General features: G+C 55.5%; 21 protein-coding genes and 2 pseudogenes. 11 read left to right on the plus strand and 12 right to left on the minus strand.

Translation table 11 applies throughout. The features are described from left to right. Window positions 1-299: 299 nt before the first annotated feature. The 3 genes from AAEZ10_RS21335 to AAEZ10_RS21345 all read right to left on the minus strand — a co-directional run bounded on the left by AAEZ10_RS21335 (window position 300) and on the right by AAEZ10_RS21345 (window position 3,760). Window positions 300-1,694 carry an undecaprenyl-phosphate glucose phosphotransferase gene (locus AAEZ10_RS21335; RefSeq protein WP_350570884.1) on the minus strand — a complete coding sequence of 465 codons (1,395 nt, stop codon included), beginning with the start codon at window positions 1,692-1,694 and terminating at the stop codon, window positions 300-302. Window positions 1,695-2,082: 388 nt separating this feature from the next. Beyond that, the gene (locus AAEZ10_RS21340) at window positions 2,083-2,742 is read right to left on the minus strand and encodes a winged helix-turn-helix domain-containing protein (RefSeq protein WP_350570886.1); all 660 of its coding nucleotides are present in this window, start codon (window positions 2,740-2,742) and stop codon (window positions 2,083-2,085) included. 277 nt (window positions 2,743-3,019) lie between these two features. Next, a complete protein-coding gene (locus AAEZ10_RS21345) occupies window positions 3,020-3,760 on the minus strand; it encodes a winged helix-turn-helix domain-containing protein (RefSeq protein ID WP_122703593.1) in 741 nt (246 codons plus the stop codon). Window positions 3,761-4,251: 491 nt separating this feature from the next. Between AAEZ10_RS21345 and AAEZ10_RS21350 the strand changes: the two genes are divergently transcribed. Beyond that, entirely contained in the window at window positions 4,252-5,085 is an 834-nt protein-coding gene (locus AAEZ10_RS21350) for an undecaprenyl-diphosphate phosphatase (protein ID WP_016775449.1), read from the plus strand. Here AAEZ10_RS21350 and AAEZ10_RS21355 read toward each other — a convergent pair whose 3' ends face one another. Continuing rightward, window positions 5,086-5,505 carry a DUF2388 domain-containing protein gene (locus AAEZ10_RS21355; RefSeq protein WP_240783227.1) on the minus strand — a complete coding sequence of 140 codons (420 nt, stop codon included), beginning with the start codon at window positions 5,503-5,505 and terminating at the stop codon, window positions 5,086-5,088. A gap of 27 nt (window positions 5,506-5,532) precedes the next feature. Next, window positions 5,533-6,519, minus strand: a complete 987-nt coding sequence (gene dusA, locus AAEZ10_RS21360; protein ID WP_350570889.1) for a tRNA dihydrouridine(20/20a) synthase DusA — start codon at window positions 6,517-6,519, stop codon at window positions 5,533-5,535. Between the two features lie 440 nt (window positions 6,520-6,959). Here dusA and AAEZ10_RS21365 point away from each other — a divergent pair, with 440 nt between their 5' ends. The 6 genes and pseudogenes from AAEZ10_RS21365 (at window position 6,960) to rimA (ending at window position 12,865) form a co-directional block, all read left to right on the plus strand. Then, a complete protein-coding gene (locus AAEZ10_RS21365) occupies window positions 6,960-7,781 on the plus strand; it encodes a DUF7946 domain-containing protein (protein ID WP_350570891.1) in 822 nt (273 codons plus the stop codon). 48 nt (window positions 7,782-7,829) lie between these two features. Further along, window positions 7,830-8,552, plus strand: coding sequence for a hypothetical protein (locus tag AAEZ10_RS21370; RefSeq protein ID WP_110646783.1), 723 nt, complete (start codon window positions 7,830-7,832; stop codon window positions 8,550-8,552). A 612-nt stretch (window positions 8,553-9,164) separates the two neighbouring features. Continuing rightward, entirely contained in the window at window positions 9,165-9,527 is a 363-nt protein-coding gene (locus AAEZ10_RS21375; protein ID WP_110646784.1) for a DUF6124 family protein, read from the plus strand. Window positions 9,528-9,980: 453 nt separating this feature from the next. Next, window positions 9,981-11,057: pseudogene (locus AAEZ10_RS28010) on the plus strand (methyl-accepting chemotaxis protein); the annotation flags it as partial. Window positions 11,058-11,135: 78 nt separating this feature from the next. After that, window positions 11,136-11,915: a methyl-accepting chemotaxis protein gene (locus AAEZ10_RS28015; RefSeq protein WP_372339877.1), complete on the plus strand. Its 780-nt coding sequence runs from the start codon at window positions 11,136-11,138 to the stop codon at window positions 11,913-11,915. A gap of 140 nt (window positions 11,916-12,055) precedes the next feature. Next, window positions 12,056-12,865, plus strand: a complete 810-nt coding sequence (gene rimA / locus AAEZ10_RS21385) for a S6 modification regulatory phosphodiesterase RimA (protein WP_350570895.1) — start codon at window positions 12,056-12,058, stop codon at window positions 12,863-12,865. Window positions 12,866-12,923: 58 nt separating this feature from the next. On the opposite strand, the pseudogene AAEZ10_RS21390 reads toward rimA, so the two are convergent. The 7 genes and pseudogenes from AAEZ10_RS21390 to AAEZ10_RS21420 all read right to left on the minus strand — a co-directional run. Beyond that, a pseudogene (locus tag AAEZ10_RS21390) lies at window positions 12,924-13,079 on the minus strand (DUF6691 family protein); the annotation flags it as partial. 106 nt (window positions 13,080-13,185) lie between these two features. Then, a complete protein-coding gene (locus AAEZ10_RS21395; RefSeq protein ID WP_122752112.1) occupies window positions 13,186-13,971 on the minus strand; it encodes a transporter substrate-binding domain-containing protein in 786 nt (261 codons plus the stop codon). Window positions 13,972-14,029: 58 nt separating this feature from the next. Continuing rightward, window positions 14,030-14,899, minus strand: coding sequence for a copper homeostasis membrane protein CopD (gene copD / locus AAEZ10_RS21400; RefSeq protein ID WP_122703599.1), 870 nt, complete (start codon window positions 14,897-14,899; stop codon window positions 14,030-14,032). A 3-nt stretch (window positions 14,900-14,902) separates the two neighbouring features. Next, window positions 14,903-15,277 (minus strand): copper homeostasis periplasmic binding protein CopC, encoded by a 375-nt coding sequence (gene copC, locus AAEZ10_RS21405; RefSeq protein ID WP_056791417.1) that lies wholly within the window; start codon window positions 15,275-15,277, stop codon window positions 14,903-14,905. Window positions 15,278-15,309: 32 nt separating this feature from the next. Continuing rightward, window positions 15,310-16,179, minus strand: a complete 870-nt coding sequence (locus tag AAEZ10_RS21410) for a copper resistance protein B (RefSeq protein WP_122746900.1) — start codon at window positions 16,177-16,179, stop codon at window positions 15,310-15,312. Window positions 16,180-16,190: 11 nt separating this feature from the next. After that, window positions 16,191-17,888 carry a copper resistance system multicopper oxidase gene (locus AAEZ10_RS21415; protein WP_350570898.1) on the minus strand — a complete coding sequence of 566 codons (1,698 nt, stop codon included), beginning with the start codon at window positions 17,886-17,888 and terminating at the stop codon, window positions 16,191-16,193. 102 nt (window positions 17,889-17,990) lie between these two features. Beyond that, complete coding sequence (locus AAEZ10_RS21420) at window positions 17,991-18,461, minus strand: hypothetical protein (RefSeq protein ID WP_071173016.1); 471 nt, start codon at window positions 18,459-18,461, stop codon at window positions 17,991-17,993. Between the two features lie 164 nt (window positions 18,462-18,625). Between AAEZ10_RS21420 and AAEZ10_RS21425 the strand changes: the two genes are divergently transcribed. The 4 genes from AAEZ10_RS21425 to AAEZ10_RS21440 all read left to right on the plus strand — a co-directional run bounded on the left by AAEZ10_RS21425 (window position 18,626) and on the right by AAEZ10_RS21440 (window position 21,178). Then, window positions 18,626-19,294, plus strand: coding sequence for a ribonuclease T2 family protein (locus AAEZ10_RS21425; protein ID WP_130929014.1), 669 nt, complete (start codon window positions 18,626-18,628; stop codon window positions 19,292-19,294). A gap of 102 nt (window positions 19,295-19,396) precedes the next feature. Next, on the plus strand, window positions 19,397-19,924 hold the full coding sequence (locus tag AAEZ10_RS21430; protein ID WP_350570925.1) for a PAAR domain-containing protein: 528 nt from the start codon (window positions 19,397-19,399) through the stop codon (window positions 19,922-19,924). Window positions 19,925-19,928: 4 nt separating this feature from the next. After that, window positions 19,929-20,657 carry an alpha/beta hydrolase gene (locus tag AAEZ10_RS21435; RefSeq protein WP_073471407.1) on the plus strand — a complete coding sequence of 243 codons (729 nt, stop codon included), beginning with the start codon at window positions 19,929-19,931 and terminating at the stop codon, window positions 20,655-20,657. Next, window positions 20,657-21,178 carry a hypothetical protein gene (locus tag AAEZ10_RS21440; protein WP_038861910.1) on the plus strand — a complete coding sequence of 174 codons (522 nt, stop codon included), beginning with the start codon at window positions 20,657-20,659 and terminating at the stop codon, window positions 21,176-21,178. Before AAEZ10_RS21435 ends, AAEZ10_RS21440 begins: the two co-directional genes overlap by 1 nt. Window positions 21,179-21,182 lie beyond the last annotated feature (4 nt).

The following is a 21,182-nucleotide window of genomic DNA, read 5'->3' on the forward strand; positions in this document are numbered from 1 at the left end:
GCTCGCGAAGGCGCCGACACATTCAACATCGCCATCGCCTGACACACCGCTTTCGCGAGCAGGCTCACTCCTACACTTGATCGGCGTCACGCCACACATCCTGGTCATCACCCGAATCCCTGTGGGAGCGAGCTTGCTCGCGAATGGTCCGGCACATCCAATATCTCCAGTGCCTGACACACCGCTTTCACGAGCAGGCTCGCTGCCACAGGCTTTGTGACTGCATTCGATACCGGTTACCCAAATCCCGCCCACAAAAAAGGGGACTTTCGTCCCCTTGTGATCTGCAGTGCTAAGCCTCAGTAAATATCCTTCGACAACAACGTAAACGGCGTCTTCACCAGGATCTTCAGATCCAGCCACAACGACCAGCTGTTGATGTACTGCAGGTCGATCTCGACACGCTTCTGCATCTTGTCGATGGTGTCGGTCTCACCGCGGCAGCCGCTGATCTGTGCCAGGCCAGTGATCCCCGGTTTGATTCGGTGACGCGCCATGTAAGCGAGGATCTTGCCCGAGTAGTAATTGTTGTGCGCCACCGCATGCGGCCGTGGACCTACCAGCGCCATATGCCCCTGCAACACGTTGAACAGTTGCGGCAACTCATCCAGGGAAGTGCGGCGGATAAAACGACCTACTGCGGTGATGCGAGAGTCATTGCGGCTGGCCTGTTTCACTTCGCGGTCATCGTGGACACGCATCGAGCGGAATTTCCAGACCTTGATCACCTTGCCGTTCCAGCCATGGCGGTCCTGCTTGAAAAATACCGGGCCGGGCGAGTTGATTTTCACCGCCAGAGCGATGATCAACAGCAGCGGACTGAGCGCGATGATTGCCAGGAATGCCACGGTTTTCTCAACCAGACTCTTGCTCAGAGCAGCGGTGGGGCGGCTGGTCAGCGGGCTTTCGTTGAGGTAAATCGCCGGCAGGCCGTCCACGACTTTCACGGAGTGGTTGAGCAGGGTCAGGCTGTTCAAGTCCGGCACCCACACCACATCGACGTTGGCGCCGAGCAAATCGATATACATCGCTTCGATTTTCGCGGCTTCGCACAGCGGCAGGGTGATGTACAAACGACGGATGTCGTGAGCTTCGATCAACTCCAGCAACTCGTCCTGAGCGCCAACGACACGCGGTGCGTCGGAAGCGAGGACCGGTTTGTCACCGTTGCTGACCAGACCAATCAGCGGCAGGTTTTCCAGTTGGCTGAGTTTCTTCGCCAGGCCCAACGCCAGTTCGCCAGTACCGACGATCAACGTCCGGTGTTCGCTTTTACGCGAACGCTGGTAGTACTTGGAAAACGCATGCAGCGGCGCGTAGAGGAACGCCTGACCGAGGAAGCCATACACCGCCCAGCTGAGAATCACCTGACGGGAAAACAGCTCATCGGCCTGGCAGACAAACGCGATGCACGCCAGCGCGGCCATGGTCATCGACCAGCCCATGAACAAGCGGCCGAGGCCGGTCAGGTAGTTGTCGCGTTTGCGATAAACGCCGCTGAATGTGTAAGCCGGCACCGACGCCAGGACGGCGAGGGTGGCGCACATTCGGTAGTAGAACGCGACGGTGCCGGTGTGCTGTTCAGCGAGGATGAACAGCAGCGTCACAACGAAAGCCTGTGCCAGCGCCCATTGGCCCCAAAAGGTCAGTCCCTTGAGGCCCGTGCTTCGATTAATACTGAGAGAAAGATCCATACGATATCCCCAAAAGACGTCCATTCAGGTTTCAACAGTTGAAAGCCGAGTTGTTATGCAGACTTATTGTTTTTGTTTTAGCGAGTGTCTTGAGGTAACAACATCGAGAGCCGAACTGTCGTCAGCCAATAGACTAAGTTATTGTCGGGAATGGTGTCTGACGAGTTCTAACAAGATGGCACAATGCCAACTTTTTAATATTTAAATAGAAGGTTGTTAGAAAAGGTCGTAGAGCGGGGGATGAAAAAGCGAGGGTGTATTTGTTACTGTTGAAGGGTGGAGGCAGGGAAGCTTTTATCGAATCAGGGAGGGTGAACCAAACAGAGTGCTCTTCTTGTTGTTGTAGTCGCACTTTATCTGTTTGTCTTGGTTTGCGCGTCGCTTGTGATTAAGCAACGACTTCCTGGATCAGGCAATATCCGCGATTTCTTACGGCTCGGAACAATCGCTCGCCATTACTCGCACTCTTGAACTTGTCCTGCAATCGGCTCAGGCACATTTCCAGGCCACGGTATTGCTCGGGTTCCCGACCAATGCTGATGATCAGGTCATCACGACTGACCACGCGCTCTTCATGGCTCAGCATTTTCCGCACCAGCGCGGTTTCCAGGCCAGTGAGGCTGATCGCAACATCGTCCTTGAGCAACACGCCTTGTTCATCGTCAAGATGCCAAGTGTCGCTGCAAGGCTCAGTGCTCTCGCTGACATTGGAGATATGAGCGCGTTCTGCACTGCGGGTCGGGAAGCTTTGAAACGGATTGTGTGTTTGCGCGGCTCGCCATTCATTTTCAAGAGTGGCCAGTATGCGTTGAGTATCATGTTCGATACTGCGCGCAACATTCTTTCGGCTGAGGCTTGGGTAACTGAACTCCATGACCATCGGGGCGGAAGAGGGCGAAGCAACACCTTCAACAAACATTTGTGCCTGCGACGTGCCGAACGAATTGAAACGCTCACTGGACAAGATGCTTTCCAGTTCACGTTGCGACGTTGTGCTGTGCGTCACAACAACAAAATATTTTCTGGGGAGGGTTGTACTCGTTTCCATGTCTCTCTCCTAAATACACACCAAAATTGGCTAAAAGATAAATCGGCAGGCGAGCAATGACTTCCTCGGAAGTAATCGTAGGCAGGGTTCTGGCCGAAAATGGCCATCGATAAATTCCACTCGATCTGCTGCTATGTTATGGAGTTTTATTGTTATGTGGCGTGATGCCGTGCTCATTCAAGTGCTTGAGTTTTAATAAGTATGAAGCGCAATTGAGACGATATGGCTGCATCAGACGATCCTTCGTTCGTATGCAAAAGGGAAGACTGCCCGAGACTCAGGCAGTCGATATCAGGCCCCGCATCAGGCGATAGCCGTAGCCGCGGATGCTCTGAATCGCGTTTGTACCATACATGTCCTTGATTTTTCCACGCAAGCGACTGATTGATTTTTCCAGTGCCCGAGGGTCGTAGAAATTGGCGTTGAGGCCCATGATGCTGGCGATTTCATCATGACTCAGAATGTGATTGCCGGTGTGCGCAAAGGCCTCGAGGATCTTCATTTCGGCGAAAGAGATATCCAGTTTGCGCCGACTGTCCATCAGGCAGATCCGCGTCGGATCAAGCGTCAGATTGATATCTCGTTGCCAGTCTTCGCTGTTGAAGAACTCCGCCAGCAAGTCTTCGCTGTCATCGCTCAATGTGTTGAGCTTGATACAGGCATCCGCTCCGGCGAGAAAATACTTGATCTTGTTGACGGCACCGCGGCCGGTGACAATTGCGCAAATAAGCGGCTTCAAGTTGTCATCGCGCAGGTTTTGCACCAGGGCCAGATTTTCTTCGATGGCTTGTGGACTATCGATGATGACGAAAATGGCGCGGTAGGAACCGATGTAACCGTGCTGCTTATATGAACTAGTGAAAGCACCTGTTTCCAGGATCATATCGGGCTGCACGTGCTTTGCGATCAGCGATCTGAAATGATCAGCCACACCCAGTGTACGACCCAGAGCAAGAACACCGGATTCATCATTTGTCGGGCGCGGACTTCTCGTCGCCAAGTTCCCTGAGAGCATCATGCGTTGACTCGAATTAGGTGCTGACATCGGGATGTTAAAGCACCGGTTCTTATCTGTGACTGACAATTGGTAACATTTGCGCGGATTTTAGACGTGTCTCCCGAGATTTCTAACAATAACTAAGCTTTTCAGGCTTTTAGTTGATTTTCTCGGGGTTGTGAACTAGCGCGTAGATGATGGCTATATGCAATGGTGCCACTATTTTGAGCTTGTGACGATGGCTTTGTCTATGTCCTTTTGCCACTGATTGGCCATGTCAACAATGTGTGATGTTGATCACACTTCATATCTGAACTGAAATATTTGTTGTAATAGATGTAAATTTTTTCCGTTTAGTTCGTCGGCCGACGATTACTAACAGCTCTTGAGTCTAACTCTGCATAAACCCTATTCTTCCGGATCGGCGAATCGCTGTATGCATTACTTCAGATACTCAACCCCTGAGTGTTATTGAACCGGTCGCTCACCCTGAGTGCTCTGACGGAGGATTAATGGATTTCTGGACCCTTTTCCAGGTGTTGATATTAGGCGCGGTAGAAGGCTTGACCGAGTTCTTGCCCATTTCAAGTACCGGCCACCAGATTATTGTCGCCGACCTGCTCGAGTTTGGCGGCGAACGCGCCATGGCGTTCAACATCATTATTCAACTGGGGGCCATTCTTGCTGTGGTCTGGGAGTTTCGTCCGAAGATCTTCGAAATCGTCAAAGGCCTGCCCACCGAGCGCAACGCGCAACGTTTCACCCTTAATCTGCTGATCGCGTTTTTCCCGGCCGTTATCCTCGGCGTGTTATTCGCCGACGCGATTCATGAATACCTGTTCAACCCGATCACCGTTGCGGTGGCCCTGGTTGTTGGCGGCATCGTCATGTTGTGGGCCGAACAGCGCAGCCATGTAGTCAGCGTCGAACATGTCGACGACATGCGCTGGTCCCACGCGTTGAAGGTCGGTTTCGTACAATGCCTGGCGATGATTCCCGGCACCTCGCGCTCCGGCTCGACGATCATCGGCGGGCTGCTCTTCGGCCTTTCGCGCAAAGCCGCCACCGAGTTCTCGTTCTTCCTCGCCATGCCGACCATGGTCGGCGCCGCCGTTTATTCCGGCTACAAATACCGCGACCTGTTCCAGCCCAACGACCTGCCAGTCTTCGCCCTCGGCTTCGTCACCGCGTTCATCTTCGCCATGATCGCCGTGCGTGGCCTGCTGAAATTTATCGCCAACCACAGCTATGCCGCGTTCGCGTGGTACCGGATCGGTTTTGGTTTGTTGATTCTGGCAACCTGGCTGTTCGGCTGGGTGAACTGGACCGCCGCAGCAGCCGCCTGATCACTGCGCGCTGATCAACGCCGCCACGGCGAGATCGTTTAACGTCGAATCCGACGACTCCTGACGAAAGCGCTGCAAGGCTGAGGTGAAATACGCGGCTTGCAGCATGCCGTCGCTGGCCAGATAGAGTCGCGCGTCTTCTTGCTCCTCGGCAGAGTAAACACGCTTGTGACTGTCGGTCGTTTCCTGGCTAGACGAAATAGGTGCGAGGATCAAAGACACCAAAGTGAAGCCGGAAAGCTGCGTCACCTCCCACGGCGTATCGGTACGGCCCATGCAAAAGCCATCGCAGTGCGCATAAACGTCGGAAGTGAAGCTGAACAAGGCGAGGAGGGTGAAACGCTTGAAACCTGAAAAAGTAAACGCGGGCATAAACAAAAGACATCCTGTCAGTACATCAAAATACCGGGCAACGCTCATGCGCCGCCCGCACACTCAAACCATCAATCAACGACCTTCAAGCAACTCAGCCGCCTGATCCAGCAACGCCAACGGATCCTTGGCCTTGTGAATATCCACCGACAACAACTGACGAAACTTGCGCGCCCCGGGGAACCCCGTGCCCAAACCCAGCACGTGCCGCGTGATGTGATGCATCGCACCACCGGCCAGCAAATGCTCAGCTATATAAGGCCGCAACTGCGCCAACGCCTCAGCCCGACTGATCACCGGAGCGGTACTGCCGAACAGTTGCTGATCGACCTCCGCTAGCAGATAAGGATTGTGATAAGCCTCACGCCCCAACATCACGCCATCGAACGTCTGCAGATGCTCATGGCAGGCCTCCATGGTCTTGATCCCGCCGTTCAGCACAATCTCCAGCTCCGGAAAATCCGCCTTCAACTGCGCCGCCACGTCATAGCGCAACGGCGGAATGTCGCGATTCTCCTTCGGCGACAACCCCTCCAGAATCGCAATCCGCGCATGCACGGTAAAACTGGTGCAGCCGGCATCGCGAACAGTGCCGACGAAATCACACAGCTCGGCATAACTGTCGCGCCCGTTAATGCCGATCCGGTGCTTCACCGTCACCGGAATCGACACCGCATCACGCATCGCCTTCACACAATCCGCCACCAGATGCGGATGCCCCATCAGGCACGCGCCGATCATGTTGTTCTGCACACGATCACTCGGGCAGCCGACGTTCAGGTTCACCTCGTCGTAACCGTGCTCCTGAGCCATGCGCGCGCAGGCGGCGAGATCGAGCGGAACACTACCACCGAGCTGCAACGCGAGCGGGTGCTCGGCTTCGTTGTGACGCAGGAAACGTTCGTGATCGCCGTTGAGCAGTGCGCCGGTGGTGACCATTTCGGTGTAGAGCAGGGCGTGCTTGGACAGGAGGCGGAGGAAGTACCGGCAATGGCGGTCCGTCCAATCCATCATTGGAGCGATGGAGAAGCGGCGGGAGAGTGTGGCGGGTTGACAAGTCATTTCAGAATCTGGATCAGAGAGGCACAAGCATCCGAGTTTATCAGGATTGGTGGTAGCCTTACTCGCTGTGATTCATTTGGCAGATTCGAGGCGGCAACGCCACGGAGGGATTAAAGTGAACGCCTCCAATTTCCTAAATACGTCACTACTCTTGAAGGGGCGCTACCCATCGCCATAACCAAAGATTATATAGCCGCCCGTCTTGCGTTTTTACCTCGTTATCGCTTAAGTCTTTGAAAATAATGAAGCCGATGAAGGGTATCGACCTTCGTTGGCCGTTTTTGATACACAGCCGTTCTATGGGAAGTACGAAGGGCTAAGTGGTAACGTTATGATTTAGGTGATGGAAGCGCTAGGCCTTTATCCTTTTCGAGGCTACAGTAGGCGCCGGCGGGCATAGTGGCCCACTGCCAGTTTAACACTCAAGGATGTGAGGTAATATGAAAGAGCTTAATTTCAAAATTTCATACAGTGGCGCAAGCGCTGATCAAGGACTTCTTGATATCTATGATGCAAGCGTTTCAACGCACGGCTTGGCGAGGGCTCTCTCTGTCACCACCCATGCATTCATTAATGAGGGTCAAATCCGCAAACGAGCTGAACGCGTTGCAGGTGCTAAAGTTTTCTTGCATCCACCAAAAAACGGCAGTTTCGAAGAACTGGTGACTATTGTTTTCACTGATCCAGTTGTCCAGTTTATTGGCGCAAGCGTAATAACTGCAGCATTTTGGGATTTTCTTAAGTGGACGTGGTCGGAGGCATTAGGAGGAACGCATGAGCCTGAAACGCCGTTTGTAAAGCGTCTTGAAGATCGGGTTGAGCCTCTTATCGGCGAAATAGGTGTAGCCCTTGAGTCGCCAATGGCCTCATTGCATCGCCCGATTCAGAATGCGGTTGATATGGAAATCTCTATTTCACGGCCTAGGGTCGGGGAAATGCTAAGGTTGGACCATACAACTATGGCGTATGTGAATATCCGAGAAGAAGGCGAGGCTGAAGAAGGCATTATTGGAAACGTCACGAAATATAATATTTTAAGTGGGTACGGTCGAGTGTATGTAGATGAGTTAGATCGTACTATTCCATTTGATTTAGATGCTGAGGTCAGTCCGGGTGAAAAAGAGTTTCTGACCAAGTCTAGTCATGACAGGAATAGAGGGTTGGATGGCAAGATATCCTTAAATGCGGCTAAAGTTCTGACGGGAAGAGGCGAGTTGAAACGCTTTAAGGTTTATGGTGTCGAATGGATTGGTAATATGTAGTTTTTACGCGCTGATCAAGTGTGGTCGGCGCTTTTTTTTGGAGTTGTCATGAATAGTGTGAGTGTTGCCCCCGCCCCAGGGAACCTCCTTGAAGTTTTGAGTAAGCTCGGTAGCGCTATCGTCGGACTGTCTGTATTCGCTTATATAGCTGGTTATGCAAAGTTGATGTCGATGTATAGCTCCATAAATGCTGGCTGGCTGATTGACTTCGTGGTAACCCAAGATATTCTCCGTGCTGGTCTTGAGCCTTTGGCAATGGTTGGGGTAACTGGTGCTGCCAGTGCTTACATCTTGTCGACCAAGAGTTGGATTGTCTTGAAAATGCTGACCTTTTCGATTTTTTCGTTGTTATTAATATATTTAAAATTTATGCCGTCGAATGTGTTGGTGGTCGGCTGGTTTGAGAGCTATAAGTTTTCAACGTTTATTTCTTATTTTCTTTATTTGGTGTCTGGTATATTTATTTCGTATTCCGTGTTTGAGGTTGTTGTAGGTAAAGCGTTCGGTGTTAAGGTTTTGATGTGTTTTTTTGTGGGTGCATTATTTTCTTTGTATGTGACTCCCGTATATTTGGGAAAGGTTTGGGCGAACTCCATCGTGAGCGGTGATATGAATTTTTCCAAAGCAGTGGGGGAGCAGTATAAAAATGAGTCGTGCTATTTATTTGGCAGTGTGAATTCTAAATATCTGATTGGGTGTGTGAGCGGGAATAAAGTTGGGCGCATTCAATTGGTGGAGGTGGGGAAGGATATTGCTTTTGAACGAAAATGACTGATTGTATCTATTGTAATTTGGGGGGGCTTATTTTGGGTGGGTAATGCAATGTCGGTGCCGTAATTATTGGGTAGTAAAGCGCTGCTATATGACTTGGATGATTTTTTAGGTCGGCATTTTACATATAGAGATAAAACTAATATCTTTTTCACCTTTAACAATGGTTTGATTAAGTTGCAGCGAAGGGGGCAGATCTATTTACCCGGAACGGGCTCAGTTTTTTCAGATTACCGATGCAAATCTTTCAATGATTCTACGTTTGTTTAAAAACGTATCGGTGCCACCATCCATGCCCTACACCACCTTGCGCCTCCCCCTACACCTAAGACAGAATCCCCCGGCTTGTGCCTCTAGCCCGCAGGTTCTATCGTCCCCACATCACTGAAAACCAGTGATCGGGTTTGGTAGCCCGCTTCGTGTCTAGATGCATCGCATCACCAAATTCAGTCGCTTTCCCAAGACTCGGATTTCATGGTGGTCATGCGTGGGGCCCATTCGTGGGCGCCGGGTTCTAGTGCGACCGGTCTACCAACCCGCGTATTGCCGCCACCCATCGTTTGGTAGCGTGGGTGATGGCTTCTTTTAGTAATCGCGCTAGAGGTTCCATCTATGTGCAAAGTAACACCCAACCCGCCAGAAACCGACCCCGCATCCCCCTACGAATCCGCCAATTCCAAAAAACTCCACGAAGCCGCCGAGCGCGCGCTTGATCACTATCTCCTTCCCGCCAGCCTAATCAGGGCCAGCACCGATGCGCCCGAACGCATGTACCTCGCCAATCCGAAGTACGACATGGAATCCCTGTTGGCCAATGCCTGCGAAACCCTGGGTTCTGCCTCCGAAATGCTCAACAACTTTGCCGCGACGCTGGATAACTCGCGCCGCAAATCTGCGCTAGGCATTGCGCAGGTGGTGATGTTGGCGGAGTTGGCGGTGAATCAGGCGTTGGATAAGGTTGAAATCAAGCCGTAAACCCGTGTCCCTCTGTGGCATGCGGCACGCCGTTGCTGCAGAGGGGCGGGGTTCTGCATTGACATTTTCATCGTCTTTTCACGCTGATAGCGATGTGCCACAAATAATGATGGCAATGCGTCATCACGCCACTCAAAAAGTTCAACGATTATACAAAAATATAAAGTTGTACAAGTTTTCCCAAAATTAATAGCATCCCTCCAGACACCTTTGCTGAAACGATAAATCCAGCCTGCATATGCTCTGTTGCGACGTGATGGTTTGTCTGCCGGTGCTCGCGTCGGGTCTCTTTTCGACGCTTCAACAGCATTGGCATTTGCATTCCCGGGACAGCTGGAGCGTCCCGTATTTCGCCCTGGATGACGACCCCCCGAATGTCTGGACGGTGACTGTGGTTACCGGAGATCAATTTTTTGCGCCTGGCGTTTCGCGTCAGGACGTTTGAGGCTGAATATGGCAGTAGCATCGAATTTCCTCGGTGACATCAAAGTTTCCCGCAAGCTGGGAACCGGCTTCGGCATTCTTCTGCTGGCCGTTTTGGCGGTTGCCTTCATTGGCTATAACAGCAACAGCGTGCTGGTTGATCGCTTGAGTACGACGCGTCTGATCGGCACGTTGAATGACGCTACGCAAAATATGCGTCTGTCCGAGAAACAGTACGAAGCCGCCGCTGACGCAGCGTTCGCCGAGTCCTATAACGCGCAGTTGAATGTCTTGCAGGGTCTTGTGGGCAAGGCGCTGGATACCTTGACCCGCGCTGAAAACCAGCAAGCCCTGAAGGCTTTGCAAGCCACGATTGTTGCCTACGACCAGAAGGTCAAACGGCTGATCGCTGCCGATCAATCGACCACTGATGCGCTGAAACCGCTGACGGCGCTGTCGGACAAGTACGCGCAAACTTTTGCCGGCATGCTTGAAGGCACCACAACCAGTGCACTGGCGTCTGCCGATGGTGAACGCGTTCGGGAGCTGCGCACGGTGGCCGATTTGCGCAATGGCATGACCACTTTTCGCCTGATGTTGCGTCGTTACATTGCGGTGCCCAACGACGTGAACAAAAAACTGCTGATGGAAACCATCGATACCTTCTTGAGTGATATCAGCAAGGCGCGCACCAGCCTGCCGACGGCGCTGTCGAGCCAACTGGAAGAAGCCCACGCCGGCATGCGGCGTTATCGCGAAGTACTGGTGGAAGTGGCCGGGCTGTTTGAGCAGAAGCAGAACATGCGCGAGCAGGTCGACCAGGAAAGCAAGGCGATGGACAAGATCATGAGTGGCCTGATGGACACCCAGCAGCGCCTTGCACATGAGGATCAGCATTCGGCTTTTATTCAGATGGCGGTATTGACTGCGCTGGCGCTGGTGATCGGGCTGTTGGCTTCGGTGGTCATCTCGCGCCAGATTACTGCGCCGCTGGCGCTGACGGTTGATCTGGCGCGACGGATTGCCAAAGGCGACCTGACGGTCCAGGCCAGGTCTGCGCGCAGAGATGAGTTGGGCGATTTGCAAAATGCGATGCAGGAGATGGCGCAGAACCTGAATACGCTGGTGCAAGGTATCGGCAATGGCGTCACGCAGATTTCCACCTCTGCGGAAAAGCTCTCGGCCATGAGCGAGCAGACCAGCGCAGGTGTACGTCAGCAAAAAAGCGAAGTGGATCAAGTTGCCACGGCGATGCACGAAATGGCTTCGACGGTGCAGGAAGTTGCGCGTAACACCACCGATGCCTCCGCTGCCGCGACCCTCGCCGATCAGCAGGCGCGCCACGGCAGCACGGTGGTCAAGCAGGCGACGGTGCAGATCAGCGAACTTGCCATGGCCATTGAAGAGTTGGGCGGTGCGATGAATGTGCTGACTCAGGACAGCGAGCAGATCGGCAAAGTCATCGATGTGATCAAAGCCGTCGCCGAGCAGACCAATCTGCTCGCGTTGAACGCCGCTATCGAAGCCGCGCGGGCGGGTGAGCAGGGTCGTGGTTTTGCTGTGGTAGCAGACGAAGTGCGCTCGCTGGCACAGCGCACGCAGGACTCGACCAAGGAAATCGAAGCGCTGATCGTCACCCTGCAACAAGGCACGCAAGCGGCCGCGACGCTGATGACCTCAAGCCGCGAGCGCACCCTCGATACGGTGGTACTGGCGCAGAAGGCCGAATTGGCGATTACCGAGATCAATCAGTCCATCGGGACGATCCAGGAGATGAGTCTGCAGATATCGGCCGCCGCCGAGCAGCAAAGTGCCGTGGCCGACGAAATCAACCGCAGCATTGTCAGTGTGCGTGATGTGGCTGACCAGTCGGCTGTCGCCAGCGAAGAAAGTGCGGCGGCGACGATTGAGTTGGCGTCACTGGGGCAGGACCTGCAGCGAATGACCGCGCATTTCCGCACCTGATCATTTTAACGTCGAGCGCGCGGCGCCTTTGAATATTCAGGTGCCGCAGGGCTGCAGTTGTTGCCTGGTTGGCAGATGACGCAATCCTGCAACTGATCATTAATCACCATGGAAGGTTACAACCCGTTATCAGGGGTGTCATGACCGACTTTCCAAAATCATTCGCGTCTCCCGGAGGCTGTCAGGGCTGTAGGAACAAAGGTGTGCCAGAGATGGATTTCGCCTTCGCTTTCCAGCCCATTGTGGATCTGCGCGATCAAACGACGTTTGCCCATGAAGCGTTGGTTCGCGGCGTGAACGGCGAAGGCGCCTTGTCTGTCCTCGAGCAGGTGGACGATCAGAACCGTTACCGATTCGATCAACTGTGTCGAGTGCGGGCGATTTCCACGGCGGCTGACTTGGGCATGACGCAGTACCTGTCGATCAACTTTCTGCCGAATGCCGTTTACCGGCCGGAGATGTGTATTCGCAGCACGCTGGAAGCGGCGCGCACATACGGCTTTCCGCTGGAGCGGCTGATCTTCGAGGCTGTGGAAGGCGAGCACGTCGAAAGCAACAAGCATTTGATGAATATCTTGCGTGAGTATCGCGAGTTTGGTTTCAAGACGGCGATCGACGACTTTGGCGCAGGCTATTCCGGCCTTAACTTGTTGGCGGATTTTCAACCGGACCTGATCAAGCTGGATATGGCGCTGATCCGCAATATTCACCGTGACCGCGTACGCCAGACGATCATGCGCAACGTGGTGAACATGTGCAGAGAACTGGGCGTGGAAGTGATCGCTGAGGGCATAGAAAGTGCCGAGGAAAGAGACTTTCTCGCCGATTGCGGCATTTATCTTATGCAGGGCTACTGGTTCGCCAGGCCCTCGTTCAAATCGTTGGCGCAGATCTCGACGAGTGCGTGGCTGGGGAGATCATCCAATCCGCGCTCTTATGCAAAACATTGACCCCCACCGACACTGGCCGCCGTCGGTGCCATGCGCCTGAATGCCGGTTGTTCTGCGGTCACGGGTTGCGTCGGGTTTCCAGCAGCGTAAATAACCCCATGCCTGCGAGCATCGCCAATACGAAAACCATTGCCTGCCAGTGGCCGGTCGACAGGATGGTCACTGCCGGGCCAGGGCAGATGCCGGCTATCCCCCAACCGACGCCGAACAGCAGGCCGGCCAGGAATGCATTCAGTTTGAGCATGTTCAGATTCCCGACACCGCGTGCATTGAGCGAACCGTTCCCTCAACGCGCGCGGTGGCCGGCGGGGGGCAGTGGCTTACTGCGGCACCGCAATCCACTCACCCAACGTCTGCTGATACTTGCCAGTGACCTTGCTCAAATGCAGCCACTGATCGACATACAGTTTCCAGCTGATGTCGTCGCGTGGCAGCAGGTAAGCCTTCTCCCCGTACTGCATGTACTTATGCGGATTCACAGCGCACAACCCCGGTTTGAGTTTCTGCTGATACAGCGCTTCCGAGGCGTCGGTGATCATCACGTCGGCTTTGTTGTCGAGCAGTTGCTGGAAGATCGTCACGTTGTCGTGCAGGGCCAGTTGCGCTCTGGGCAGGAAGGCGTGAACGAAAGCTTCGTTGGTGCCGCCGGCAGGTTCCACCAGGCGCACGTTGGGCTGGTTGATCTGGTCGATGGTCTGGTATTTGGACTGGTCGGCGCAGCGCACCAGCGGGATCTTGCCGTCGGTGTCGAGGGTGTTGCTGAAGTAGGCTTTTTTCTGCCGTTCCAGTGTGACCGAGATGCCGCCCATGCCGATGTCGCATTTGCCGGCCTGCATGTCGGGCATCAGGGTTTTCCAGGTGGTCTGCACCCATTGCACCTTGACGCCGAGGCTGTCGGCCAGGGAGCGGGCCATGCTGATGTCGATGCCTTCGAAGTCGCCGTCGCTGCGCTTGAAGGTGTAGGGCTTGTAATCGCCGGTGGTGCAGACGCGCAACTGGCCTTGTTGCTGAATGCTGTCGAGGTGGGACGTGGCGGGGTCGGCGTGAGCGCCAGTCGCCAGGGTCAGCAGGCCGCCGAGGATCATCGTGCTTTTTAGTGTTGTCATTGAGATCGGGCTTCTGAAAGGGAAGGTGGCCCAGTTTAGTGAAAGCCTTCCACAGGTGTCATCCCGGGTCCGGACTCAATGTGCCGAGCCACGCCACCAGCGCCACGATCAGCAGGGCAAGAGCCAGCTCCATCACCACACTGCGTCGCAGCGCGTTCGCGGCGATGAGGTGCTGGCCGTCGCGCAGCGATCGTTGCAGTGACGGTCCAAGATGAAAGCGGTTCAACGCAGCCAGCACCAACATCACGGCAAACGCCAGCACCTTGATCGCCAGCAGCAGCCCGTAGGTGCCGAACAGCACTCCGTCGAGCCTTGGGCCGACGATGAAAAGATAATTCATCACCCCGGTGACCGACACCGTCAGCACGATCAACGCGCCCACCCATTCGAAGCGTTTCACTGCACCGGCGAGCAAGCGAAGGCGTGTATCACCGATCCGCCCGCTCACCATCACCACCAGCGCCAGCAAGGCACCCAACCAGGCTCCCGCCGCAAGCAGGTGCAAGATGTCGCTGAGAAAGTGCCAGAACCGCAGCCATCCTTCGTCCATCGCTCCGTGCCCGCTCCATGCCAGCGAAGCGAGGGCAATGGCGCCTGCCAACGACGCTGGCCACAGACTCGGCCGGATCACTACGATGGCCAGCGCTGTCATCCGCAGCGCCCACGCCAGGCCAACGTCCGTTTCCAGCAGCATCATCTGCAGGTGCGGCCACAACGCCGCGAGCTGGGTTTCGCCACTCATGGCGCGGGTCATCAGCACCAGCCCGGCCACTGACAGCAATGCCCCTGTCACCGCCATGCCCCGCAACAACGGACGGAACCGCAGCAGCGCGTTGAAGCTGTACAAGCCAAACAACGCCAGCCCGAACAACAGCAGCAAATCCACATACAAGGCGAACCGCAGGATGATGTTGAGCAGGTCCGCCATTGTTCACTTCACTTTGAACGTGACGTTACCGGTGATCGGGTGCGTGTCGGCGGACACCGCGCGCCACTGCACCTGATAGGTGCCGGCAGGCAGCGGGGCGAGCGGGGTGATCAGCATGGTTTTCGGATCACTGCTGGCGCTGACTTTGGCTTTCATCGGCATCGGCGAGTGAGCCATGCCACCCATTTCGGTCATTACCAGTTTGGCCCCGGAGAACTGCGTGACCAGGTTCTCGGAAAAGTGCAGCTCGATCCTGCCCGGCGCGGCGCCTTCCGCGCCTTCGGCTGGCGTCGACGAGAGCAGTTTCGGATGGGCCTGGGCGAGGGTGCTCAGGAGCAATCCGCTGGCGAATATCAGGGGCAGGGTCAATGTGCGCATGCAAGGTCTCCGGTTTGTTTTTGTAGAAGAATTCAGAACCACAGCCTGACCCCGAGGACCAGGCGCGCCTCACTGCGATCCTCGTCTTCTTCGCGGGCGTAGTCGGCGGTGTTGCCGTAAGTGCGATTCCACGTCACGCCGATGTAAGGCGCGAATTCGCGGCGGATTTCATAACGCAACCGCAGGCCCGCCTCGGTATTGGACAACCCTGAGCCGATGCCTCGCTGCGGATCGTTTTTGCCGTAGATGTTGAGTTCTGCGGTCGGCTGCAGGATCAGTCGATTGGTCAGCAGGATGTCGTAGTCGCCCTCCAGACGTACCGCACTCTGGCCGCCCTCGCCGAGGAAAGCCGTGGCTTCGGCCTCGAAGTTGTACAGCGCCATGCCTTGCACGCCGAACGCGGCCCAGGTTTGCGGTGCGCCGGGTTTGAAGTCCTGACGCACGCCGCTGACCACGTCCCACCATGGTGAAATCGCGTGGCCCCATAGCGCTTGAATTTCCGCGTCTTCAGTCTTGCCGTTGTTGCGCTCGCCTTCAGAGCGCAGCCACAGCCGATCGGTATCCCCGCCGATCCAGCCGGACAGATCCCAGGCCAAAGCGCTGCCGTCATCGGCGTTCTGCCATTCGAGTTTGTCGGCAAGAAAGTAGCTGTTTATAACGCTGTCATGCACCTGATGACCGACGGGGCTGGTGAACACCGCAGCGCGGTCGGCGTCGGTCACGGGCGGAATCGGCGTGCGGCTTTCGCTGGGCGCGGCGGGCTGCATCATGCCGTCGTCCATGCTCTGCATCGCCGAATGATCCATCCCGGGCATCTGGCTGTGGTCCATGCCCTGCATATCGTCGGCGGCCATGGCAGAGGTGCCGGCGAGCAGCAGCGAGAACACGCTGAGTCGAGTCATGATCGGCCTCTTCATTCTTCCACCCGCACTTCGCGGAACATGCCCGTTTCCATGTGATAAAGCAGATGACAGTGATAGGCCCAGCGGCCGAGGGCGTCGGCGGTGACGCGGTAGCTGCGGCGGCTGCCGGGCGGCATGTCGATGGTGTGTTTGCGCACCTGAAAGTTGCCGTTTTCGTCTTCCAGATCGCTCCACATCCCGTGCAGGTGAATCGGGTGGGTCATCATGGTGTCGTTGACCAGCACCAGGCGGATGCGCTCGCCGTATTTCAGACGTAGAGGCTCGGCATCGGAGAATTTGATGCCGTTGAACGACCAGGCGAATTTCTCCATGTGGCCGGTCAGGTGCAGCTCTATCGTGCGGCTCGGATCGCGGCCGTCCGGGTCTTCGAAGGTGCTGCGCAGGTCGGCGTAGGTCAGCACTCGGCGGCCGTTGTTGCGCAGGCCAAGGCCCGGATCGTCAAGCTTTGGCGCGGTGATCATGGCCTGCATGTCCACCAGCGGATTGTTGTTTTCACTGTCGGGATGGGCTTGCATCGGGCCCATGGCGGAGTGATCCATGGCGCTCATGTCCATGCTGCCGTGATCCATGCCGCCCATGCCCATGTCGTCCATGCTCACCAACGGACGCGGATCCAGCGTCGGCACTGCTGCCGACATGCCGGCGCGTGTGGCGAGAGTGCCACGGGCGTAGCCAGTGCGATCCATTGCCTGGGCGAAAAGGGTATAGGCCTCGGTTTCAGGTTCAACGATCACGTCATAGGTCTCGGCCACGGCAATGCGCAGTTCATCGACGCTGACCGGTTTGATGTGCAGGCCATCGGCAGCCACCACCGTCATTTTCAATCCCGGAATACGCACATCGAAATAGGTCATGGCCGAGCCGTTGATCAGGCGCAGGCGCAGTTTTTCGCCGGGACGGAACAGCCAGGTGAAGTTGTCATCGGGGGCCTGGCCGTTGATCAAAAAGGTATACGTGGCGCCACTGACGTCGGCGATGTCGGTGGGGTTCATGTTCATTTGCGCCCACATCGTGCGATCGGCAACCGTGGCGCCCCAGCCTTTTTCACTGACGTCGTTGATAAAGTCGCCAACGGTGCGTTTGTGAAAGTTGTAGTAGTCGGACTGTTTTTTCAGGGTCTTCATCAGGCTGGCCGGGTCTTCGTCGGTCCAGTCGCTGAGCATCACCACGTAGTCGCGATCGTACTGGAACGGCTCCGGCTCTTTGGCCTCAATGACCAGCGGCCCATAGACGCCGGCCTGCTCCTGTAAGCCGGAATGGCTGTGATACCAGTAGGTGCCGTGTTGCCGAACCTTGAACTGGTAAACGTACACGCCGCCCGGTTCGATGCCATGGAAACTCAGACCCGGTACGCCGTCCATGTTCGCCGGCAGCAGAATGCCGTGCCAGTGAATCGAGGTGTCGGCGGTGAGCCGGTTACGCACCCGCAGCGTCACGGTATCGCCCTCGCGCCAGCGCAACAGCGGGCCGGGCAGGCTGCCGTTGATGGTCATCGCTGTGCGTGCCGAACCCGTGAAATTGACCGGAGTTTCGCCGATGAACAACTCGAATTCGTTGCCGCTCAGTTCGTTGACGGGGGCGGCGCCGTTCAGTGCCCAGACCGGTGTCCGCCAGAGCCCGAGGCCACCGAGCAAGCTACCGGCGGCCAGGCCTTTGACAAAAGTGCGTCTTGTGAGAATGGAAGGCATGCGCTGGAAATCCCCGTCTGGCTCATGACAGAGAGACTAGCCAGCCCCGGCTTTCAGTTGGCTGAGGCAAACATTACAGTTTTGTCAGTTAACCCGGGCGGCTTACAGGCTCAACCCTTGCTGCACCACTTGCAGCAGATTGTTTTCCGTCAGCGCGATCGCATCCAGCTCCTGGCCGGTCTCGATAGTCTGCAACCACCAATGGCTTTCGCCATGCTCGTCAACCGTGCGCAGCAACGACTGATCACGCCCCGGCACCTTGATCTCGACACGTCCGCAACCGTCCTCGGTGAACCGCGCAATCGGATCGAAAATCAGACTGTGATTGTTCGCTTCGATCACCAACTGGTCGATGGCGTAGTCGTGGCTTTCGCCGTCCGGCGAACTTTCGCAAACGTGCGTAGGATTGCGCCGAATCTTCAATCCTACTTCGGTGACTGGCTGTAGCCAGGCTTCGATGCGGTGGTACAAGTCGTACACCTGAGCAGGCCAGCAATCGATTTCCAGCGCCGCATCAGCCTGGGTATGCCGTGTCTGCTTGAGTCTGGCGGCGAGTTCGTCTGCTTTACTCATGTCGGTTCCCTTGTTGGATGTCTGCCTGTTCAGCGTAGACCTTTGCACGGCGCAGGGCCTTGCCTTGCGTCATGCGCTTGCAATACAAGCGTGTCGAAATCAGCACTGGCCAAGCCTGGCCAACAACGAAAACCACGGACGCAGGCGTCCCAAGGAACGGGTCAATGAAAAAGCTGTTTACAATTCTGGCGCTGATCGCGCTGACGGCCGGTAGCATCGGCATGAGTTCGGCGCGTCAGCCGGCGTCGAACAAAGCGCAGGCCGAATCGGTGGCGGGGGTGTTCGACTACTACCTGCTGGCGCTGTCCTGGTCGCCGACTTTTTGTCTGTCGCACAAGGACGACGCGCAGTGCACCGGCAAGGGTTATGGTTTTGTCCTGCACGGTTTGTGGCCGCAATACGCCAAGGGCGGCTGGCCAGAATCCTGTCCGCCGCTGACCAGGCTATCGGCGGCAGAAACCAGCAAGGGCCTGACGATGTACCCGACGAAAAAACTCCTCGATCACGAATGGTCCAAGCACGGCACCTGCAGCGGTCTCGGCGCGGAGGGCTATCTGGACAAGTCCGATCAGGCCCTCGGCGCGGTGAAGATTCCGCAGGCGTTACAGCCGTTCGGCTCGACGTCGTATTACTTCGAAGCGCAGGAAATTGTCGATCTGTTTCGCAAGGCCAATCCGGGTATTCCCGAGGATGGAATTGCAGTGGTTTGCAGCGGCCCGCAGCTGTCGGAAGTGCGGGTGTGCATGGACAGGGATTTGCAGTTCGGCGCGTGTGGCAAAGGGGTGAAGACGCAGTGCCGGGCGGGGGATATTCGGGTACCGCCGGTACGGTGAGCATCAGTAACAGCCTATGAAAAGAGGCGCTTGCATGAGCGCCTTTTTTGCCTGACGATTTGTAGCGCTTGGCAAATTCGCGCATGCTGCGCGCCTCAAAGGATCTGCACGACACATTGCAAGGATCTGTTCATGAGCGGAAAACCCGCTGCCCGCGTCACCGACCCCACCGCTTGCCCGTTGCCGGGACACGGCACCAACCCGATCGTCAGCGGCTCGCCAAATGTCAATTTTGATGGACTGGCGGCTGCGCGCATGACCGACAAGTCCGCTTGCGGCAGTGCGATCAGCGGCGCTGTATCTGGCACCGTGTTCATCAATGGCTTGAACGCGGCGACGCTGGACAGCACCGGTGGCCACGGCAATGTCGTCATCGGCGGTTCAGGCACGGTGATCATTGGCGACACCGTAGTCGCGGCGCCTTTCAGTGGTCTGCTGCCGATGCCGGTGCACTTCACCGACAAGTTGAAACTGGTCAACGATGTAACTGGCGAACCGATGCCCAACCATCCCTACATGATCCAGCGCGCCGACGGGCGCATGGAGCATGGCGTGTCTGATGCCGACGGGTTTACTCACGAAGTCAGTTCGCACCTGCCTGAAACCATCAAGCTGTTTCTGGAGGAGTGAGGCAATGGCTGCGGAGACGGTAACGTGCGCGAAGGGCAACACTTACAAGCTGCACAAGGAGCATACGCTGACCGACAAGAAGGATGTCAGCGCCAAGCCTGTGCCGGTGGAAAGTACCAAGGTGATCGTGCTTTTTATTGGTGGGGCCGGGGATAAGGAGAGTTATTACTTCTCTGGGCCGTATCGAAATATACAACGGGCGTGGCTGGACTTTAATAAGCGTGCTGAGTCGTTACAAGATGAGGGGAAATACAAGTCGGAGTGGCTGGGCTACAACGAGGTCAGAGGCAAGTCAGATATTCAGCGACATGTTTTGAGTCTGATACCGTACAAAAGCTGCCCTATCTACATTATTGGACATAGTCTTGGGGGGTGGAATGGGGCGCACCTTACGAGAATAATGTCGGAGTGGGGGTACAGAGTGCCTATGCTGATTACTTTAGACCCTGTCGGTGAAGGCGCATTGGTGTGGGTAGGCTCGGATATCTATCGTGAGCGTCCCGAGCCCATTGCGGAGGATTGGATAAACGTCAGAGCGATGCCTACTCAAAGAGATCCTTCAGATGGTGTAGCGGATTTTGGCGAAAAATGGCTCATATCTTGCGGTCCTTCCCTTAATGCTAACGTAGATACCAATCATGCAGACGCTAAAGGTCTATTTGTCGCACCTATCTCTGGAGCTAAATCCGCAAGCGATTTGTTGTTCGAATCAGTCATGAGGGAGTTTTCGTGATGTGCAGATTTTTGCTTTGCGCATTGTTAGCCGTTTGTTCCGGCTGTGCGAAAGACCATGCGAAGCCTCCAGCAAATTTGAATTATGTGTCGGTCGAAAGAGAAAGTTTTCGGTTGTACGCTATCCGATATCAATCGGACGTTGATGTTCTGGATCTTTTTAATCGTGGAGAGGGAGTCGGTATGGCGTCAGGGACGCTTGAGTGTGCCTTGGCGGATGACCATGATTTCTCGGTTGATAAAGCAATGCAATTTTCTGCCGTAGGTTTGATTGATTCAGACGTGAGCAAGAGAGAGAAAGAGAAATCTTCCTATCTCACCAGCGCGTTTCTGGTTGAAACCTCCAGCGACCGTAGTTCACAACGTCACCTGTCAAAAACGGAGCTAAATAACCTCCTATACAATAAAACCCAAATCCCCTGCAAAGTCGTCATCACCGCCTTTGGCTACAAAACCTACTACTCAAACACCATGAACATCCCCACCGCCGACCTGCTCCGCGAAATCAACAAACCCGAATAAAGAT

The organism is Pseudomonas sp. H26/SER47-MNA-CIBAN-0231 (assembly GCF_040310465.1).
Lineage (GTDB): Bacteria > Pseudomonadota > Gammaproteobacteria > Pseudomonadales > Pseudomonadaceae > Aquipseudomonas > Aquipseudomonas atacamensis.